Source organism: Desulfoluna sp. HI9BLuna, from assembly GCF_056829775.1.
The window spans coordinates 5,147,055-5,166,369 of the sequence record NZ_CP186555.1; the positions used below are offsets into that span (position 1 = coordinate 5,147,055).

20 protein-coding genes are annotated in these 19,315 nt (G+C 56.9%); 6 read left to right on the forward strand and 14 right to left on the reverse strand.

What is annotated here, in order from left to right; translation table 11 throughout:
* From ACOYW0_RS21005 to ACOYW0_RS21020, 4 genes are all read right to left on the reverse strand, one after another.
* On the reverse strand, nt 1-249 hold the full coding sequence (locus ACOYW0_RS21005) for an acyl carrier protein (protein WP_482415722.1): 249 nt from the start codon (nt 247-249) through the stop codon (nt 1-3).
* An 83-nt stretch (nt 250-332) separates the two neighbouring features.
* A complete protein-coding gene (locus tag ACOYW0_RS21010) occupies nt 333-1,406 on the reverse strand; it encodes a radical SAM protein (protein ID WP_482415723.1) in 1,074 nt (357 codons plus the stop codon).
* Entirely contained in the window at nt 1,345-3,132 is a 1,788-nt protein-coding gene (locus ACOYW0_RS21015; RefSeq protein WP_482415724.1) for a fatty acyl-AMP ligase, read from the reverse strand. Before ACOYW0_RS21015 ends, ACOYW0_RS21010 begins: the two co-directional genes overlap by 62 nt.
* A 489-nt stretch (nt 3,133-3,621) precedes the next feature.
* A complete protein-coding gene (locus ACOYW0_RS21020) occupies nt 3,622-3,879 on the reverse strand; it encodes a hypothetical protein (RefSeq protein WP_482415725.1) in 258 nt (85 codons plus the stop codon).
* Nucleotides 3,880-4,558: 679 nt separating this feature from the next.
* Here ACOYW0_RS21020 and ACOYW0_RS21025 point away from each other — a divergent pair.
* Genes ACOYW0_RS21025 through ACOYW0_RS21045 form a run of 5 tightly spaced genes read left to right on the forward strand, consistent with a single transcriptional unit; the run spans nt 4,559 to nt 7,211 of the window.
* Complete coding sequence (locus ACOYW0_RS21025) at nt 4,559-5,155, forward strand: phage tail protein (protein WP_482415726.1); 597 nt, start codon at nt 4,559-4,561, stop codon at nt 5,153-5,155.
* 12 nt (nt 5,156-5,167) lie between these two features.
* Nucleotides 5,168-5,752, forward strand: coding sequence for a phage tail protein (locus tag ACOYW0_RS21030; protein ID WP_482415727.1), 585 nt, complete (start codon nt 5,168-5,170; stop codon nt 5,750-5,752).
* Nucleotides 5,753-5,763: 11 nt separating this feature from the next.
* Complete coding sequence (locus ACOYW0_RS21035) at nt 5,764-6,339, forward strand: phage tail protein (protein ID WP_482415728.1); 576 nt, start codon at nt 5,764-5,766, stop codon at nt 6,337-6,339.
* A gap of 11 nt (nt 6,340-6,350) precedes the next feature.
* Entirely contained in the window at nt 6,351-6,671 is a 321-nt protein-coding gene (locus tag ACOYW0_RS21040) for a DUF6916 family protein (RefSeq protein ID WP_180143404.1), read from the forward strand.
* A 36-nt stretch (nt 6,672-6,707) separates the two neighbouring features.
* Nucleotides 6,708-7,211 carry a GNAT family N-acetyltransferase gene (locus ACOYW0_RS21045; RefSeq protein ID WP_482415729.1) on the forward strand — a complete coding sequence of 168 codons (504 nt, stop codon included), beginning with the start codon at nt 6,708-6,710 and terminating at the stop codon, nt 7,209-7,211.
* A gap of 149 nt (nt 7,212-7,360) precedes the next feature.
* Here the strand turns inward: ACOYW0_RS21045 and ACOYW0_RS21050 are convergent, their stop codons facing one another.
* From ACOYW0_RS21050 to ACOYW0_RS21060, 3 genes are all read right to left on the reverse strand, one after another.
* A complete protein-coding gene (locus ACOYW0_RS21050; RefSeq protein ID WP_482415730.1) occupies nt 7,361-7,726 on the reverse strand; it encodes a hypothetical protein in 366 nt (121 codons plus the stop codon).
* Complete coding sequence (locus ACOYW0_RS21055; RefSeq protein WP_482415731.1) at nt 7,723-8,859, reverse strand: flavin monoamine oxidase family protein; 1,137 nt, start codon at nt 8,857-8,859, stop codon at nt 7,723-7,725. The genes ACOYW0_RS21050 and ACOYW0_RS21055 overlap by 4 nt, the downstream gene beginning before the upstream one ends.
* Before the next feature lie 353 nt (nt 8,860-9,212).
* On the reverse strand, nt 9,213-10,964 hold the full coding sequence (locus ACOYW0_RS21060; RefSeq protein WP_482415732.1) for an ABC transporter ATP-binding protein: 1,752 nt from the start codon (nt 10,962-10,964) through the stop codon (nt 9,213-9,215).
* A gap of 166 nt (nt 10,965-11,130) precedes the next feature.
* On the opposite strand from ACOYW0_RS21060, the gene ACOYW0_RS21065 reads away from it, so the two are divergent.
* Nucleotides 11,131-11,589: a metal-dependent transcriptional regulator gene (locus ACOYW0_RS21065; RefSeq protein ID WP_092212086.1), complete on the forward strand. Its 459-nt coding sequence runs from the start codon at nt 11,131-11,133 to the stop codon at nt 11,587-11,589.
* Nucleotides 11,590-12,005: 416 nt separating this feature from the next.
* On the opposite strand, the gene ACOYW0_RS21070 is transcribed toward ACOYW0_RS21065, so the two are convergent.
* From ACOYW0_RS21070 to hutW, 7 genes are read right to left on the reverse strand one after another with little or no spacing between them, the layout of a single operon-like run.
* The gene (locus ACOYW0_RS21070; RefSeq protein WP_482415733.1) at nt 12,006-12,503 is read right to left on the reverse strand and encodes a flavodoxin family protein; all 498 of its coding nucleotides are present in this window, start codon (nt 12,501-12,503) and stop codon (nt 12,006-12,008) included.
* Between the two features lie 6 nt (nt 12,504-12,509).
* Entirely contained in the window at nt 12,510-13,034 is a 525-nt protein-coding gene (hutX, locus tag ACOYW0_RS21075; RefSeq protein WP_482415734.1) for a heme utilization cystosolic carrier protein HutX, read from the reverse strand.
* The gene (locus ACOYW0_RS21080; protein WP_482415735.1) at nt 13,016-14,449 is read right to left on the reverse strand and encodes an ABC transporter ATP-binding protein; all 1,434 of its coding nucleotides are present in this window, start codon (nt 14,447-14,449) and stop codon (nt 13,016-13,018) included. The genes hutX and ACOYW0_RS21080 overlap by 19 nt, the downstream gene beginning before the upstream one ends.
* Complete coding sequence (locus tag ACOYW0_RS21085; RefSeq protein ID WP_482415736.1) at nt 14,446-15,225, reverse strand: energy-coupling factor transporter transmembrane component T family protein; 780 nt, start codon at nt 15,223-15,225, stop codon at nt 14,446-14,448. Before ACOYW0_RS21085 ends, ACOYW0_RS21080 begins: the two co-directional genes overlap by 4 nt.
* Nucleotides 15,203-15,742, reverse strand: a complete 540-nt coding sequence (locus ACOYW0_RS21090) for an MptD family putative ECF transporter S component (protein ID WP_482415737.1) — start codon at nt 15,740-15,742, stop codon at nt 15,203-15,205. The genes ACOYW0_RS21085 and ACOYW0_RS21090 overlap by 23 nt, the downstream gene beginning before the upstream one ends.
* 59 nt (nt 15,743-15,801) lie before the next feature.
* Nucleotides 15,802-17,904 (reverse strand): TonB-dependent receptor plug domain-containing protein, encoded by a 2,103-nt coding sequence (locus ACOYW0_RS21095; RefSeq protein ID WP_482415738.1) that lies wholly within the window; start codon nt 17,902-17,904, stop codon nt 15,802-15,804.
* Nucleotides 17,901-19,277, reverse strand: coding sequence for a heme anaerobic degradation radical SAM methyltransferase ChuW/HutW (gene hutW, locus ACOYW0_RS21100; protein WP_482415739.1), 1,377 nt, complete (start codon nt 19,275-19,277; stop codon nt 17,901-17,903). Before hutW ends, ACOYW0_RS21095 begins: the two co-directional genes overlap by 4 nt.
* Between the last annotated feature and the right edge of the window lie 38 nt (nt 19,278-19,315).

Below are 19,315 nucleotides of genomic sequence, written 5' to 3' on the forward strand. Positions count from 1 at the left end.
TCAGGCCTCTTCTCTTTGAGGGACGGCCAGCACCATTCCCCGAAGGGTTCTGGTTTCGAACAGGACCGTGGGGTCCAGCTCCAGGCCCAGCCAGTCTTCCAGCCAGCCTCCAAGGGCTAATAGATCCATGGAGCTCAGTCCGTAATGGGTGTCCAAAGGGACGTCAACAAGGATTTCATCCGGTGTCACTCGCAATTGTGCTGACAGTCGATTTTTGAGGAACTGCAGGATTTCCGGCTCTGTTTTCATCTCTCCTCCCATGTGAACTGTGTCTGGCAATGAATTCCCAACGTACCGCAGAGACCCTTTACGGCAGCGGTCTCAAAGGCTTTCTAACCACAGTAGTCTTCGCAACACGTTTCAAATACCGTGATATCTTCTCCTTTTTTGACGTGTTCAAGAAGGCACGACGGCACCAGCTTGCCCTGGTACACCATGGCATCGGGGCAGCCCCGGCACAGGTTCCATCCCTGGGAAAGCCGGACCGGAAGATTCACCACAATCACTGTCTGAATGGATACACCCTGGTGATCGAGTATGGGGGAACGCTTATCAAATGGGGTAAATTTATACCGGCCCCGGGTTTGAAAATGGTTCTCCTGAATGGACTGAAACATGCTTGGCGTCACGGTTTTCCAGGGTTTCCCGTTTCGAAAAACCGTGGATGCATACAGCCATCCGAAGTCATCATTGTACAGTTTGGGGATCCAGGCACACCAGATCAGGCGAAGTTCTTTGCGGATCTTCTCCAGAAGGCCATGCAGGTTCTCCTGGTGACGCTCCTTATCGGGGCTCAGGATCTCCTCCCTGTAGACGGTCAGGGTGACCGTATCGATGATGTCGGCATGTTCTCTGAAAAACGGTCCCAACACCTCCAGGTCGGAGACGGTTTGTTCGGAAACAGGCATGATGAACCCAAGATGAATATCGGAGACCTTTCGAAACATTCGGCAGAAGTCGGCTCGGAGCTGATTGACCTGGGCTTCGTCCTCTCCCCGTCCCTGGAATTTGTCCACATGGAGCTGAATGCAATCCACTCCGATCTTCTTTAAGTGGTTCAGCTTGGCTTCATCCAAAAGCAACCCGTTGGTCAAAAGCCCGACCTTCACATCCTGGCTTTTGATATGGGCCACCAGGGCATCCAGCTCCGGGTAGAGCAGGGGTTCTCCCCCTGCAATGGAGATGGTCTGGACGTTTCGTTTCTTTATGAGGAACGCAACCTGCTCCTTGAGGTCGTCAAGATCCGCATGGGAGGGGGCATACCCGTTTTCCGAAACGCCCCGATAGCAGCCGGGGCAGCGGAGCTGGCACTGGGTTGTCGGTTCGATCCATCCGTTTGCATTGTTACGGCCCGACCAGGGAATCGTGTAAAGACCTTTCGGGTGAAAGGCTTTTTGGGCAGTCATGGCTCTCCTCCATTCGGTTTTTTGTAAGGCAGGGATGGGACGACGGGCCAAAGGGCAGGGGCAGGCGGCGATCCATGTACTGCTGGCGGCACCGGTGCCTTTTGATTTTTCCGCTGGTTGTCCTGGGTAACTTTCCTCGCAAGCTGAATACCAGGTCATATAAGGGGATTTCGTGGGTCTCCATGACGGCACGGCAGGCTGCATCAACCATGTCCTGCCGTGTCTCCGGTGATGCCTCCGATGCGATTTCACAGGCCGCCACCGGGTGCTCGCCATGGCCTGTCTCGACCGGGAACAGGGCGCATCCCCCCGACCGAAACCCCTCATGGCACATGGAAATCGTGTGTTCCATGTCTTCGGCAAAATAGTTTTCTCCGTTGATGATGAGAACATCCTTGAGCCGCCCTGCAACATAGAGTTCTCCGTCTTTTAATAAACCGAGATCGCCGGTGCGAAACCAGAGGCGTGCCGAGTTGTCCCCCCTGACGAAGAATTGCGCCGTAAGCCCCGGATTCTTCCAGTATCCTCTGGCAACGCTGCTTCCGCTGACCCAGATCTCTCCAATCTCACCATCGTTCAAATCGACTCCGGAGTCGGGGTCGACGATCCTGATCTGGTGATCTCCCGTGGCAGATCCGCAGCTTACCATGTCCCCGGAAAGGAACAGGTGCCCCTTCCCGGGTGCTTTGCGGGCTTTGGAATGCGGACGTGATACGTAGGTTTTTCCTGCGGGTTTAACCGAGACAATCAAGGTCGCCTCGGCCAGGCCGTAACCTGGAGAAAAGGCGGAGCGTCTGAACCCTGCCGACTTAAACCTGGCATAAAAGAGTTCAAGGGTGGAACGCCTCACCGGCTCGGATCCGGAATAGGCAGTGCTCCAGGAGCTTAGATCCAGTCCGGCAACATCCCGGTCCGGGATTTCCCGAGTGCAGAGTTCGTAGGCGAAATTCGGCGCCCCGGAAAACGTGCCGCCATGGGTTGACATGGCCCGAAGCCAGGACACCGGTTTCATGATAAAGGACAAGGGGTCGAGAAGTACCGACGTGCAGCCCAGGACCACAGGCTGGACAACGTGGGCCACAAGTCCCATGTCATGGAACAGGGGCAGCCAGGAGACGCTGACACTTTGGCGGGACAGCCCGAAATGGCGGGAAAAGGCCAGGGTGTTTTCCAAAAGGTTGCCGTGGCTGATCATCACCCCCTTGGGGGTGCCTGTGCTGCCGGACGTATACTGGAGGAAGGCCAGGTCATGGGGGGCAGGGGCGATGTGCGTCCATTGGCCAGTTCCTTCCGATGCAAGGTCCTCCACCGATATCCAGCGATAAGTTCCTGGGGAAAAAAGGCTCTCCTTTTCACTCCGGGCAATCCGGTCCACGATATGACGGTCGGCAAGGAGGTGATCTGCCCCGGAGTCGCCGGCCACTGCCCGGACCCTCTGCCAGGACCTTCCATGGCGGGGTACTGGCATTGGCACGGGGATCACACCGGCATAGATACATCCCAAAAAGCCCACGACGAGGCTGATCCTGTTTTCCATCAGCATGACCATGGGGCGACCGGACAGGCCCATGGACTGCAACCTGAAGGCAACGCAGCGTGCCTGGGCATCCAGTTCCCTGAAGGAAATGGATGCCAGCTCACTGCCGTCTCTGCCAAGGGATACAAAAGCCTTTTTCTCCGGCATGGAGACGGCCTTTTCCTGAAGTGCCCGGATCAGGTTACTCACCTTTTACCTCATCACATATTCAGTTGATGAAAGGAAACCTTCTGCCAGCGATAAACATGAGGCGTAGGTTATGGCCCCATGGCTTTACGGGAGGATGAGAAAACAATCCTTACCAGCGTATATCTACAGCTCCGGAGATGGCCGGCGCGCGCTGTTGAAAAATATGTGGTTTACGATGTGTAGAAAACTATGTCCGTTCTGGCGTTGTGGACAGTTCATCTGTCCTGGGCGTAACGGGCCTGCAGCTTCTTTTTACTTGGATCCGACAGAGTTGAAGGAAGGAGGTCAGCGGTCGGAACGTCTGTATGGCTTACCATATCGTCGCCTGAGGTGAATTGATTCGCTGCGTGCTACGGGTCGAAAAGAGAACAAGGAAGCAACTCGCTTACGTGAATATATCCGAGACATGCGAAGGGTATGGAGAATATTTTCCGGATTTGCGAGTCATGGTTAACGTATGGCTATCAAAGCAAATGTAGTTTTGTGTTGTCAAGGAAAAATCCCTGTCTGCCCATGAGGAAAAAGGCGTCGAAGTAGCAGGGTGACAGGAATTGTTTGTTTGAAATCAAGTATTCTTCTGAATTGCTTCTTCCACCCTTGAATGGCCTGAGGAAATAGAAATACTCCATCCGTTTCGGCCTTTGCCTGGAGGCTTGTTAATACGTGAAAATCTCCAGCTTTTTTGCTCGGCCTCTCTAATGATAATTTTCTTTTTTTGTTGATTTTTTTTGTGTTGTGTGCTTTCATGGAGAACATAAAAATACTTTTCGAGTAAATGCCAAGCAACCCTCGTTCCGTAGCTTTTGAACCCTTTCATTATGCGAACGGAACACGATTTATGCCCTCCTTATTCGTCTCTTCAAAGGTGACGATGTGATGCAACCCAGTTCTTTAGTGTCTGCTAACGAAGGCCGCTTCTCTTTTATGGTGGAACCTTCACTCGCAGGGTTGCCTCAGGTGAACCTTCTGTAAGTCACACCTTTGAAATGTTAGACAAACAGCCCTCAAGAAAAAATTAAGCTAAACTGCGCCGATAGAACCGGTGCGTCCAAATCCTGCGGTTTTTTTACGGCGTGTCTCTTTTGCTTTTTTCTTTGAAGAGGCCGCGTATGAAATCGTCATGATTCTGTTACTTTACTTGATCCGGATGCTTCACGGGTCGAGTGCTCCCTTATTCAAGGCATCAAAGCATGAGATCCCGTGGTTTATCTTAACGCTCTGATACCGCAAAGGATGGGTGCACCCGGCTCGCCCGAAGGGTGGGAAAATCGACCAGGAAACGATGAACGCCATGTTGCATGTTTCACGAGTCTTAACTTTTCTCATGAAATATCCGGGTTCGCGTCCCGCCGAAGATGGGCCCAATGGTCTGTCTTCCTGACAAAAACAACGAATGAATCAGGTTTTTTCAAAAGGGGGTGAATGCATGGATCCTTACATAGGAGAAATTCGACTTTTCGGAGGGAACTTCGCGCCCAGGAACTGGTTTCTGTGCGACGGGAGACTCCTTGCGGTGTCACAGTACGTCTCTTTGTTTTCGATTATTGGTAACGCGTACGGTGGTGATGGCGTGAGTAGCTTTGCCCTTCCGGATTTGAGGGGCAGGACTCCGGTGGGCCTGGGCCAGGGGCCGGGCCTTTCCATCTATTGGACCATGGGCATGAGTGCCGGCCAGGAAGCGGTCACCTTGAACCAGGCAACCATGCCGTCCCACGGCCACAGCACCCAAAATTCCATTTCAGTGGCCTTGAAGGCAACCAGGTTAAAAGGGCAGGACACTGCCCCTGATAACGGCAGCTTTCTGGCAGCAGGCGACAACGTGGAAACATCCCCGGCCCACAGCATTGAAAACTACATCTCACCCCCCGGTCAGGACAAGCAGGTGGCATTGAAGGGGGCGGCGATCAACAGCCAGGTTGTGGCATCGGATACCGGTGGAAGCACCGCGCATCAGAATATGCAACCGTGGGTAGCAACAACCTATATCATTTGCTGGGATGGCATCTACCCACCCAGATCTTAGAAAGGAGGCCCCATGTCTGAACCGTTTATTGGTGAAATACGTTTGTTCACAGGTAATTATGCGCCGAGATACTGGGCCCTATGCAACGGTGCCATCCTCAGCGTCAGTCAGCACACCAGCCTTTTTGCCGTGCTGGGCAGCTATTTTGGAGGAAATGGCCGGACAACCTTCGCGTTGCCCGACATGAAAGACAGGGCGGTGATTGGCACGGGCATGGGGCCCGGGCTCAGTGACCGACGAATCGGGTTTACTGGAGGGCAGTTCACAGCGGGCATCGCCCAGAACCAAATGCCTCTCCATTCGCATGATGTGGACGTCAACGCCGGAATCCTGTTCCATGCGGGAACGGAAAACGGCGTAAACCACGAACCCGAGGAGGGGAACTACATCGCCGTAAGCTTTGGAGACGAAACCGGAACACAGGTGAACTGGTACTCGGAGACCGATGATGACCTTGTGCAGCTTGGCGGCGTAAAGACTTCGGGAAGCACAACGGTCTTGAATACTGGCAGTGGTCAGAACCATGTCAATGAGCAGCCTGGGCTTGGAGTGAACTTTATCATCGCCCTGGAAGGTATTTTTCCCACTAGGTCGTAAAGGAGGTCGGTATGGCTGATCCATTTCTTGGTGAAATACGCATGTTCTCAGGTAGTTTTGCTCCCAGAAACTATGCCTGGTGCGACGGGAGCCTGGTGACGATATCTGAATTTCCTGCGTTGTTCGCGGTTTTGGGGACGCGCTACGGCGGTGATGGAAGGACGAACTTTGCCTTGCCGGATTTAAGGGGTCGACTTCCCGTGGGGTGCGGAGATGTTTACTCCCTGGGGCTGGCAAGGGGGCTGGAGTTCGTTAAACTGGCCGAGAATAACCTGCCTCCCCATAACCACGGCGTCACAGAACAGACCGTGGCAAGCATCCAGGCAACCACCCAAAAGGGCGGCCAGGCCGTTCCAACCACGAATTCACGTCTCGCAGCCGGTTGGAGTTCAACTTTTAACTTGGATCTGGAGAATTACCTGAACGCAGGGGCCACGGAAGACGTTTCCCTGGGAGGCATCGATGCTTCTGTTACTTCCGTGCTGAGCTCATCCGGTGCGTCCCAGAAGCATCACAACATTCAACCCTGTTTGAGCATGGGATATATCATTGCGGTCAAGGGTACCTTTCCGCCCCGGGCCAACTAATGGGAGGTGATATGAACTCTTCAAAAACAGTGAAAGAACTGGCCGAACTGGCCCATACGGATTTCGCGGAGGGCGTGGAGGTGTCTATTCACCATCCCAACGGCCTTATTCAAGGGGTGTTAAAAGAGATCAACCCGTTGCGGTGCTCGGAAGAGTCACCGGGAAGGAAGCAGCCTTTTTCACTTCTTTTTCAATGTGACAAGGCCTCCCCTGCGTATCAGGCCACAGTCCAGCTGAACCTCGGCGAATTCTGTCTGGAGCATGTGATGATCACCCCTGTCCAGGGAGAAGAAGACAGCCCGTACATGTTTTACGAAGCTGTGTTTAATTGATCTATAAACAAGCAAACACAGGTGCTGAAAAAGATCATGATGCGTACCATGCCTTCACAGGCCCTTTCCTTTCGTCCGGTGGACAAAAAGGATATGGAATTCCTTTTCCAGGTCTACGCCTCCACCCGGTTGGAAGAGATGTCTTCAACCGGGTGGGGCGAACCGGAGATCCATGCCTTTTTGCGTGACCAGTTCTCCCTCCAGCATGCCCATTACACACGCCACCATACCGAAGGGAAATTTTCCGTCATTCTTTTGGATATGGTGCCTGTGGGGCGTTTGTACCTGGATGCTTCCGGGAACGAGATCCGGATCATGGACATCGCTCTTCTGCCCCGGTTCAGGAAACAGGGCATCGGCACCCGGATTTTTCAAGATCTTATCGCCCGGGCAGACAGGGAGGCCCTTGGGCTGAGTCTGCATGTGGAACGGCATAACCCCATCCTGGCCTGGTATCACCGACTGGGGTTCGAAACCAGAAAGGATCTTGGCGTCTATCTTTATCTGGAACGGGTTCCCAAGGCTCGTGCAGCACGATAGGTGACATTTTGCCGGCTGTTTTTCTGTTCTGAATGGCATTGTACTACGTGAAAGTGGTCTCCCGGTTCAACCCTGGGGACCGCTTCTTTTTTTACGCCCGGCAACGTTTTCACACCCTTGGCGATGCCGTGAGTGCTGAGTTAAACCCGTCACTTCCTGGAGACACATTCCACCACGCCCATAAAAAGTACGATGGTACAGAGCAGTTTTATCCACAAGTGTGTGTAGGCCATGTGGAAGTGATCAAAGGCAAAGTGCATGGCAAGGGCAGAGAAGAGGAACAGAAGGACAGAAAAGGCCATGCCGAAGATCTCCTCTTCCCGGATGCGGAACAGACCGGAGACCTTGCCGCCGATTTGCATCAGCGGGGTCCGGACAAGCATGAAAAAGAGAATCAGCGGAACGATGCACGGCACGAGAAGGAGTACGCGAAAGGCCTGTGTCGCGATGTCCCGGGGAGAGCGCCTGATAAGCCAGTACAATGCGGAAAAGTAGATAAAGAAAAGGACAATCATACGAGTGTTGCTCTCTGGTTGCATGTCAAAGGGGCCTGGTTCACCGCGCGGGATGCCCTCTCGCCGCTTGCCAGGGCCCCTTCCAGGTACCCGGCCAGGTGGTGGGCGGTTTCGGTGCCGGCAAAGTGGAACCGGTTGTCCCAGATGGTGGTTTTCCCAGACGGCAGATGAAACTCAGGGTGGTTGTGGGCGGCTCTGAGGTCGTATTCGGTGGCTGTAAAGGGCTCCCTGGACCAATCCTGATAGTAAAAGGCCGTGGGGTGTGCTGCCTTCTCTCCGAAAAGTGTGCCCAGCTGAGCCAGCATGGAGGGTACCATGGCCTCCTTCTCTTTTCTCCGAAGGGCGGGCGTGGCAAGGAAACCGGTGAGGCCGAAGGGGGGCCCCGTTTCAGTGGAACCGTCGTGGATTTCCCCCAACGGGCCATAATAACTGAACCCCTGGCCGGAGAGACCCAGTTGTCGCCAGGCGGCTTCGTCATACAGGGCAAAGAATTTGGCGTGGCCGGCCATCCAGGTGTTGGCCCGGAGCATGGATTGGGTGAGGTCGTGGGGCAGATCCGGTGTAAAGAGGATGGACCGTGCGGCCAGCCGGGGCGGCATGGCCAGAATGACGCGGGAGGCTTTGATGCGGCACTGAGGCGGCTCATCAAGCACGCCCACGCTCACAAGGATGCCGTCTTCCTGCCTTTCGATGTCGCACACCGGATGGCTTAGCCTTACCGTCCCTTGGGGAAGGCGTTTATACAATCCCTCCACAAGGGCGCTCATGCCGCCGTGAAGTCGCCAGCCCGGAGGATCCATGGGCTGTCCCTCCATGGTGATGACCTTACCGTCCCGGGTCTGGAAACGGCAGTACCCTGTTTCAAACTGGGGGTAGCCCGTAAGGTGAAGGGCGTTGATAAGGGCACAGACCCTCGGGTTGAGGGCGGGCCAGTACCACGAGGGGCCGAGGTCCGCCGAGAAACCGTTTGGTCCGGTGCAGAGGATTCGCCCCCCGATACGGCCCCGGGCTTCCAGCAGAAGCACCTCTTTCTTCTCGGCAGCCAGGATACAGGCTGCGTAGAGTCCGCTTAACCCTCCGCCGATGATGAGGGTGTCTGTTTCTTCTATGACGGTTTTTTTCTCAATGACCATGGGAGCAGTTCTTTGATAGTGACGTAATTCGTCATGCGCTTAGACCGGATGTTTCATGAAAAAACGATGGAGCCAAAGTGATAAGAGATCATTTCAGCTTATGCTTCCGGTGCCCCTTGCGGGGGCAAGCTTTTGAAAAGTTAAACAAACAGGCCTTGATGGTTTTCCTTGACTAACGTTTGGGCCTTGATCTTCAAAGAAATCGAGAAAGATCGACTGAACCGGAGTGCGGCGCTCCAGAGGATCATCCCTTAATCGCCAGGTTCCTGCGTAACACATGCTGACGGGTGGTAAAATCTCTAAGTGGAAAAAAGGGGCTTTGTTCCCTGGCCCGTGGCTTTGGAGGCCGATTTTCAGCAGGGAGTCTCCTGAAGGGCCTGCCACAGGGTTTGGTAGACGCCTTCCTGGGACACCAGCTGGCGATGGGGCCCCTCCTGGACAATGCCCCCTTGGTCCATGACGAGGATTCGGTCGCATGACGTGAGGGTGGAGAGTCTGTGGGCAACGGCAATGATGATGCGGTTTTTCCGAAGGCCCATCAGGTTCGTGTGGATGATGCTCTCGGTTGCCGGGTCCACGGCCGAGGTGGCCTCATCGAGGATGAGCACCTCGGGGTCCCTGAGCAGGGCCCGTGCCAGGGAGAGACGCTGCTTCTGCCCTCCGGAAAGGGTGTCTCCCTGATCTCCCAGGATGGTGTGGAGCCCCTGGGGAAGGGCGCGGACCATTTCTTCGGCTCCGGCCTGTCGAAGGGCCTGTTGGATCTCCGCGTCTGTGGCTTCGGGGCTTCCCAGGCAGAGGTTGTCCAGGACCGTTCCGTGAAAGAGAAAGGGGTGCTGGGAGACGTAGCCCACATGTTTGCGAAAGCTGGCGGCGGCAAGTTCTTCCAGGTTCTGTCCATTGATGGCGATTTGGCCGGAATTCGGACCGTAAAAGCGGAGCAGCAGCTTGATGAGGCTGCTTTTGCCTGCGCCGGTGGGGCCTGCAATGCCAATGAATTCGCCCTTGTTGATGGTAAAGGAGAGGTCGGAGAAGAGTTCCGGATGGTTGGGGTAGCGGAACCGGATCTTGTGGAAACGGACGGTCTCGGGGAGGCCCTGAAGGTCCGTGGCGTCGGCCGGGTCCGCAAGGCGGGGCTTAACGAAAAGAAGCTCGCGGACCCTTGTGGCCGCGGCCTTGGCCTGCTGAAACTGGTTGATGAGAAAGGTTAGGGTGAAGATGGGGACCACAAGGCGCATGCCCATGAGGACGCAGGTGGTGTAGGCGCCGAGGCTGGGGCCGCCGGGCTGCTGCGTCAGCCAGCCACCTCCGCCGATGAGAAGGGCAAAGGAGAGCCCGGCGATGCCGTAAATGACCGGGATAAAGTTTCGTCTGGTTTTTGCCGCGGCCACGGCCGTGTCACGATAGAAGGCAGACTCTTTTTTCAGGCGTTCCGTTTCTGCCTGCTCTGCGCAGTAGGCCCGGAGCACGGGAATACCCTGGAGGCTGTTTTCAAGGGTCCCGGCAAAGCGGCCCACGGCCCGTCGTGATGTAAGGTACTGGGGCTGGACTCTGCGAGAAAAAAGGCGCATGGCCAGAAAGGCAAGGGGCAGGGGAAAAGCCAGGATCAGGGCCAGCCGGCCGTCGAGCCATAAAAGGTAACCGTAGGTGCCCGCAAAGGAGATGACCACGCGCACCAGATTGGCGATGGTCTCTGAGAAAAACACGTTGAGCACGTCCACGTCGTTGGTGACAACCGAGAGGAGGTCCCCCTTGCTGCGCGCATCAATAAACTCGGTGTCCACGGAGAGGATCTTGGCAAAGAGCTTCATCCTGATGTCGTGGCGGATGAACTGGGCCACGGCAGCCAAAAGGTAATCACTTGAGCTTTGAAAGATGGCCAGGCCGCCAAAGGCGCAGAAGATCGCCAGCCCGTATGCCAGAAAGCCGGTTGCTCCGTCGGGGCTCGACGTGATGTGATTGACCGCATATCCTGCTATAATCATGGGCAGAAGATCGCAGACGCGGGCAGCCGTGCTGCAGCCGATACCGACGGCAACACGGGTTCGATACATGGAGGCGTACCCGGCAAGAAGGCGCAGCCAGGGCGGAAGAGAGAAGAGGCGCATAACGTGAAAACCTGTGTGTCCTGAGGTTCAAAAGGTTGGCCTCGGCAGCAGGGCCGCCGGAGGCATCAATGAACTGAACCGTTATCTGTATTTTGATATTACATGTTGTCAAATGGTGGCGGATTGACTAATCACCATTGCGGAGTACCAACCCCAAGGAGAGATCATGATTACAAAAGAGACCCCGCTGACATCTACCCTCGAAGATTACCTTGCCGCCATTTTCAGACTGGTCCAGAAAAACGGGGACGCCCGCTCCAACGCCATTGCAGACGATCTGGGGGTCACCCGGTCCACCGTGACCACGGCCCTGAAATCCCTTGCCGCCCGGGAGCTGATCGAATACAGGCCCTACAGCCCCATCACACTCACCCCCTCCGGCTGGGAACTGGGTAAGCGCATCGCCCACCGCAACGTGATCCTCCGCGACTTTTTCGGGCGCGTGCTGCAACTCCCTGATGAGGAGGCCGAGGCCACAGCATGCCGGGTGGAGCACGCCGTCACCGACGACGTGGTGCTCCAGCTTGGCCGCTTTATCCTCTATTTAAAGGAAGCAGGCTGCGACATCGACACGTGGCAGGAAAAATTCACCCTGCCGGAGAATCACGCGTCCAAGTCTTCCTGAAGGAGTTAAAAACAAGAAACGCCTCCCGCCGGAGGCTTTTTTGTTCGCTCCCAGGCTCTGCGTGGGGGTGTCGGCTGCAAGGCTCCGCCTTGCCGCTGTGAAGCATCGCGTCCTAATGGATAAAACGTTCAGAGTGAAGCGATTCCAATCGCGGAGGCAGAGCCTCCGTGCATCATTCCCAGGCGGAGCCTGGGAAAGAAAGTCCTTGAATCTGTCTTGACTTCACCCGGAATAACTCTGGCGGGTCGCTTTTTGAAAAAAGCTCCGCAAAAAAGTTCCGGTCTCTTACTCGTTAAGCCTAAAGCCGCTGGTAAATCAAGGTACTAGAATAAAACGAAATAGCACTTAAAGCCTGTTTGTCAAACTTTTCAAAAGTTTGGCCCCCGGCAGGGCCGCCGGAGGCGTTTTTTTGGTTTTTATACGTTCAAGCACTGCCGAAAAAACGCTTTGGCCTGTTCAAAATCCTCTTCGTTGGGGTGTTTTTTCGCTTCTTCGATGCGCGCCTTGCGCTCGTCTGTCATGGGATGCTGGTCTGAGGCCACCTTGGCCATCATCTCCAGCACCTTGGGGTCCACACGGCCCTGGCAGAGAAACTGCCCTATCACCTCGTTTCCTTCCATGAGAGTTTCTGCCTTTGCCCGGCAATCGTTTGCGTGGTCCGAGTCCGGGTAGGCCCCCAGGGTCCCGAAGAGTCCCACCTTTTTCCCTTTAATTTTCTCCATGAACGCCTTGGCCTTTGCATCGGGCATGCCTTTGTCCACCCAGTAGCCGATGGCGATGACATCGTAGTCGTCCACGGCGGGTGCCTCTTCAACGGGGGCCAGGGTGCAGGGCTCGGGAAACGCCTCTTTGACGGCTTCGGCAACGGCTCGGGTGTTTCCGGTTCGGGATGAATAGACGATGAGTGATTTCATGGCTTTTTACTCCTTGCTGGTCAGTTGGTTGCGAAGGGCGTGGAACCCGGCTTTTACAGAAGGGATGAGGGTGCGCTTCTCCCTTCCTGCGTAGACGGCGAACATATGGTCGCCGTTGGTGTCGTAGAACTGCACGGAGAGGCTCTCCAGGCCGAAGAAGGGTTTTTCGAGAAAACAGATGGCCCCGAGTTTTTCCACTTTAAGGTGCCCGCCCAGGGGGTTCTTTTTTTCCATAAGGTTGAAGTACCCGTGGCCGTATGTGCCTTTAGGGAGCTTTCCCTTTACCTCGATGACGGATGTGGGGCTCTGGCGGAGAAAGGTGATTTTTTCCCAGCCGGTCATGGCCTCCCAGACGGTGTCGAAGTGTGCGGCCTCCACAAACGTGCCCATGGGGGCAGGAAGGGCCGAGACCACTGCCGCCTCGGAGATGTGGAGTTGGGCTGCCATCTGGCTGGGCATGGTGCTGGGGTTTTCGTCGATCATTTCCTGAATCCGGGCTTTGATGTCCGGGGTTACGCTGTCTTCAAACATGGTGAGGACTCCTGTTGGTCTTGTGAAAAGGGAAGGCGCAGGGCCACATCGCAGGCGAGGTGGAGAAGCTCCAGATCGTGGGTGATGACCACCACGCTGGTACCGCTGTCTGCCGCTTCGCGCATCATGGCCGCGATGCGCTCCATGTTGTGGCCGTCCAGTCCGCTGGTGGGCTCGTCTAGGATAAAAATATCCGGTTGTTGGGCCAGGCCGCAGGCAATGACCAGTCGCTGCTTTTCTCCGCCTGATAGGGACTGGGGATGGCGTTTCGCCAGGTGGGCGAGGCCGAAGCGGTCCAGAAAGGCGATGAGCGTGTCGCGATTTTCGTTGCGGATCCGGTGGGTGCCCGAGGCCATGGCCACCTCCTGGAGCACCGAGTTCATGTGGAGCTGGTGGTCCGTGTTCTGAAGGACAATGCCCGCGTGGTTCAGCAGGTGTTTTTGTTTGATCCTGTCTCCGCCGATGGCGATGTTTCCGCTTCGGGGCTTGGTGAGGCCCGTGAGAAGCCGGGCAAGGGTGGTTTTGCCGGTGCCGTTGTCTCCAATGATTCCCGTGACCCCCTGGGGCAGGGCAAAGGAGGCGTTGTCGTAGAGGGTTGGGCCGTTTCCATGGCCGAAGGTGAGCCCCTGGACCTCCAGGTGGCCGCTTTTCGGAAGGGGGGGCAGGCTCTGCCTGGTATCCGGGACATGGTGGGCGCGCAGGCCGTAGCGGGCACGCAGTGCCGCGTCCCCCAGCATGTCGAATTCTCCTTGGGCAACGATTTCCCCATCGTCCATCACCACCACGTGATCGGCCACACCTTCCAGCCAGTAGAGTCGGTGGTCCACCACCAGCACGGCGATTCCCCTGTTTTTGAGGTCGCGTATCAACTGGGCCAGGGCGTCGGTGCTCTCGGGGTCCAGGTTGGCCGAGGGCTCGTCCAGTACCACCATGGAGGGGGACAGGGAGAGGATGTCGGCCAGGGCCACTTTCTGTTTCTGGCCCTCGGAGAGGTCGTGGATGGATGAATCCAGGATGTGTGTGATGTTGAGCTGCTCAGCGGTTTGTTTCACGACCTCTTGGATCTCTTCCGGCGGTTTGCCGAGCCATTCGTGGGCAAAGGCGATCTCGTCGTCCACGTTGAGGGCAAAAAACTGCATCTCCGGGTCCTGGAACACGGTGCCCACCTCAGCGGAGAGTTGGGCCAGGGTCTTTCCTGTGCTCGATATCCCGTTTAGACGGATTTCTCCTTCCAGTGTGCCCTGGAAAAAGTGCGGGCAGAGCCCGTTGACCAGCCGGATGAGGGTGGATTTTCCGCAGCCGCTGGCGCCGGTGACCAAGGTCACTTCGCCCGGGTTGACCGCAAGGGAGAGGTCCCGCACGGCGGGTGTCTCCTGAAATGGGTAGGTGTAGCTGACGTGTTGCAGTTCGATCATGGCATGAATCCTGTGGTGGCTGTTCCCCAGCGCAGTTGAAGATACGCGCCGGTGAGGAGGATAAGGACAAGGCCGATAAACGCCACGGCATCTGCCCGGGAAAAGGCCTGGGTTTTGTAGCTCACCATGGTGTTGGTCCGGGAGACGCCCTTGAGCTCGGCGGCAATACCCAAATCGTCGGAACTGCGCAGGGCCCGGAAGAGAATGGGGGCCACCAGGAGCCGGACGGAAAGGACCGGGTGCCGGGCGATAAAAGAGGGGCGCAGGTGATAGCCCCGGATGCGCATGGATTCGTGGATCTGCTGCACGTCCCGGATAAAGGTGGGGACAAAGCGGATCATCACCGCTGCCGGAATGTAGATCCAGATGGGAAGCCGGAAGCTCTTCAGGGCCGTGAGAACCGTCTGGATGCGTGAGGAGAGGGCCAGGGCCAGCACCGTATTGATCATGATGACCGTTCGCAGGAACGGCACCGCCATGGCACCGATTCCGGAAGCGGGGATCATCGGGGCCATGTGGTGAATAAGGGCCATGAATCCCAGGGCCATCACCCACATGAGTCCGATGGCCACGTAGCAGACGGCCACGACCCCGTATCGGCCCAGCTCCAGAACGTAAAGGGCGCTTGCCAGGGCGAGGAAGCCCATGGCAAGGGGCGAATTGATAAAGATGACGGCCACTGAGGCCACCAGGCTGATGAGGATTTTGGTGCGGACGTCGAGCCTGTGGACATGGCTTTTCGCCTGCACGGCATCAGCTGCGAATAATGCACGCATGGCGCAGCTCCTTGACGAAAAAGGCACCGGAGAAAAGGCCCAGGAAGGCCCCGATATACCCGATGCCGACAATGATGGCGGACATGATGACCATCTCCTGCTGTTCTCGCATGTAGAGCCAGGAAGCCCCCACGGAACTCACCTTGAAGACGATGTCGTAGAACCCTACCCCGATGATGAGATTGGCGCTTCTGGCGTATCCTCCTAAAATCATGATAACGGCTTCGGCCACGATCCCTGCCAGGACCATGGCGGGGATGAGCACCAGGGAGCCGCCCATGAGCAAAAGGGAGACCAGGATGTTGACCAGGAGGAACAGGGTGAGTGCACCGAATTTTCTGACCTTGTAGAGAAGGACGATGGCCAGCGTGGTGAACAACAGGTTTTTGAGAATCAGGGTGATGGGGTTCATCCCTCCACCCACAAGGGCCACCAGCAGGCTCGTCACCTTGGTGACGGCGGCAAAGATACCGATGGTCACGAGGTCCCGCATCTCCCAGTAGGGTGTTTTTTCCATGGGTGTCCTTAAAGCCTCCCGGTTTTTTGACAGAGCCGGGAGGTGGTGTTTGAAGGTTATCAGAAGGAGACGCCCACCCGGGCCACGGCGTGGAACCCGGCCTCTTCAAGGCTGTTGCGGGCCGTCTGGTACGACTCGTCCAACAGGTTGTTGAGGTTCAGGGAGACATGGTACTGCCGGTCTTTTCCGAATTCGCTGCCAAAGGCGATGTTGAGGGTCTGCCAGGAGCCTTTGGTTTTAATTTCCGTTTTTCCGGGGTTGTCGTCGTCTGTTTGTTCCAGCTCGGACTCCGTTGCCGCGCGCATCCAGAGATCGGCCCAGACGGTGGCGGGGCGGGTGGCAAGGTTTGTCTCGTAGCGCAGGCCGAAGCGTCCGGAAAGCTCGGGGGTGTCGGTTTTCCAGGTGGAGAGTTCCTCGGTCTCAAATTTTCGTTTCATCCAGGCACCCGAGGCATAAGGCGTAAGGTGAAGGGGCAGGATGGTGTAGTCGATGGTGGCTTCGACGCCGTGGGTTTTTGCTTTGTCCACGTTGTCGTATGTGTAGATGTTGCCGCTGACGGGTGTTGAGTGAATGTAGTCGTCGGCGAGGTTGTAAAAGACCGCGAGGTCCATGCCCCAGGTATTGGTGTCTAACCGAGCCCCGATTTCGTAGTTGGTTGAGGTCTCCGGGGAGAGGTCGGGGTTGGCCAGGGTGGTTCGGCCGCCGTGGTTTGTGCCCATGAAGAGCTTGTCAAGGCCGGGGAACCTGTACCCCTGGGAGATGTTGCCCCGCAGGGTCAGGCCTTTGATACCGTTCCAGGTCAGGCCACCGCTGAAGACCGGGTGGCTGTCCCTGGTGCTTCCGATCTTGGCACCGGGGGCGTTGCTCTCTTCCAACTCCGACTCCACCCAGGTCTGGCGACCGCCGAAGGTGAGGAGAAGATCCTTTGGCAGGATCCATTCATCCTGGAGGAAGAGGGCATGGGTTGTCATGTTGGCATCGTTGGTGGTGGTAGCGGGGTCCGTGGAAGGCCCGGCAGGACCCATGGGAGGCGGAGGAAGGATGCGTCCGCCCAGGTCATCAAAGTCCAGGGTGCTCTCGGCGTCCAGGGTGTCGTGGGTGTAAGCATACCCTGCGATGAGGTAGTGGTTGGGCGACGGCACGATGTCGACCTGGGCGGTGGCCCCGTAGGTCTTCTGGTCGTTATAGGTGTCCAGGGCCTGTTTGTAGGTGCCCATGGGGCCCATGTTGATGACCATGCGCTGCTCGAACTCTTTTTCCGTTTTCTGGGCATAGGCATCCATGTGGATCTTGGGGACGGCGGTTGAAAGGTCCTTGATGTCAAAGGTCACAGATGCTTTTTGCCTGGTCCATTCGGGCAGGTGCAGGTCAAAGGGGTTTCCGTCTGATACCGTGGGCGGGGACTCGATTTCACTGGTGTAGTCTTCCACCTTAACCCCCATGGCAAGCTTGCCTGTTTCGTAACCCAGGAACACACTGCCTGCCGTGGCTTCGGACCCGGAGTCTTCAGTGGTGCCGCTGGGTGTTTCCCGGTCACCCTGGTCGGAGCGGGTGCCGTTGATACGATAACTAAAGCTGTCCTTGCGTCCGTACAGGGCCAGGCTCTCTTCAAAACCTTCCGTGGAGGAGTTGTAGGTGACGTTGGCTGACGCCTGGATGGGCCTGGTGCCCCCTTTTTTGGTGATGATGTTCACCGCCCCGCCGATGGCCTCGGAACCGTAAAGAACCGAGGCCGGCCCCTTCATCACCTCAATGCGCTCAATCTGGTTGGGGTCGATGAGAAGGGGCGCTCCGTCCATGGATTTCTGTTCGGTGATTTTCTGGCCGTCAACCATGATGAGCACCCGCGACCCGGATTCGCCACGGATATTGATGCGCTTGGCCCCGGACAGGCTCTGGTCGTAGATCTCAACCCCAGGGACATCCTGGAGGATGTCCGCGACGGAGGTGTAGCCGTGGCGGATGATCTCTTCTTCCGTGACCACGCTCAGGGATGAGGGGATTTCGCTTAATTCTCGTTCGGTTCGGGTGGCCGTGACCTTCATCTCCGAGGTGGTCTCCACAGGCTCGGCAAAGGTGGAGACCGCTGTTCCCAGGATAAGAGATGCGCTCAAGGCACCGGTTATCAGGGGAGAGCGCAAGACTGAAAACAATCGCATCATGATTCCTCCGTAAAAATAGTGTCGTACAGGTAGTTGATGGTTAGCTGCGCCATGGTGACCTGCCAGAACTGCCCGGCGGTCGTCAGGCGACACCATCCGTTTCGGTGGGTGAGGAGCCCGGCACGTTCCCACTGCTCGTAAAGGGTGCCCAGGGTCTCAGCCAGGGGGAGCCCGAACCGTTTTCCGAGGTCTCCAAGGTTGATCCTGCAGAGTTCCAGCTCGCTGGTAATGGTTTTTTCCAGTTCGGCGTGGGCGGTCTGGCGCTGCATCGTGACAAGGGGCTTTCGTCCGTCGTCGAGCACTGCCTTGCGCCATACGTCGTAATCCGTTTCCAGGAAGAAGAAATGGCCGTGGGCGCTGCCTCCGGCACCGGGCCCGAAGGGCAGGCAGCAGGAGGGGCTTTTCATCATGTGGTTGTAGATGTTCCGCTCCCGTGGGGTGCGGCCCCAGTGGTTGACGGATAGCCGAGTGTACTGGGCGTCGGCCATGAGCTCCGTACCCCGTGCGTACATGCGCGCCCGGGTGGCCAGATCCGCCCCCGGGGGGAAGCGCCCTTTGTCGATGGCCTTGCTCAAGGGGGTGCCGGGAAAAACCTTGAGCTGATAAAGGTCCACGCCGTCGAGCCCGAGGCCCTGGAAGATGCGGATGTCCTCTTCCCACAGCTCCATGGTCTGGTTGGGAAACCCGTAGATCAGGTCGATGATGACGGCGGCCTGGTCGTAGTCCCTCAGCCGTGCAAGGGCGGTGAGGGCCGTGTCCCGGTCTGCCAGGCGGTGCATGGATTGCCGAAGCTCCGTGTCAAAGGTCTGGACCCCGATGGAGAAGCGGTTGGCACCACCCTCCAGGCAAGCCTCCATTTTTTCCGGCCCGAAGTTCCAGATGCGTCCTTCAACGGTGAGTTCACAGTCGTTTGCAAGGGGAAGGTTTTCCCGAATGGCATCAAGGATGCGCTTGAGGTCCGGGGCTTCCAGGGAGGTGGGCGTGCCCCCGCCGATGTAGACGGCATGGATGGGGGCGCTTGCCTGAAGGGGGCTCTCTGCCCGAGCCCGGAGCTCGGCGATGAGGGCGTCTGCGTAGGCCCTGCTCTGGCCTTCGTCGTAGCGTTTTCGGTAGAATCCGCAGTAGAGGCAGTGGCTTTCACAGAACGGCACATGGATGTAGGCCGCGGTTTTGCCGTGTCGGGATTTTTGTGTCAGTGACGCATAGGTGGCGGCAATCTCTTCCTCTGCCACGGGTGTTGCCTTGCCTCCGGGGTGGACGGTGGTGCTCGTTGAAAAGGCATCGGTAAGGGGATTGCCGGTTTCGTTGGCGTGGTAGCTGTCGATGTCGGGCAGTGCGGTCCCGAACGGGGATGATTGGACAAGTGGTGTCATGGCGGGTTTCCCTGAAGGCTTCTATGTGATTGCGAGTT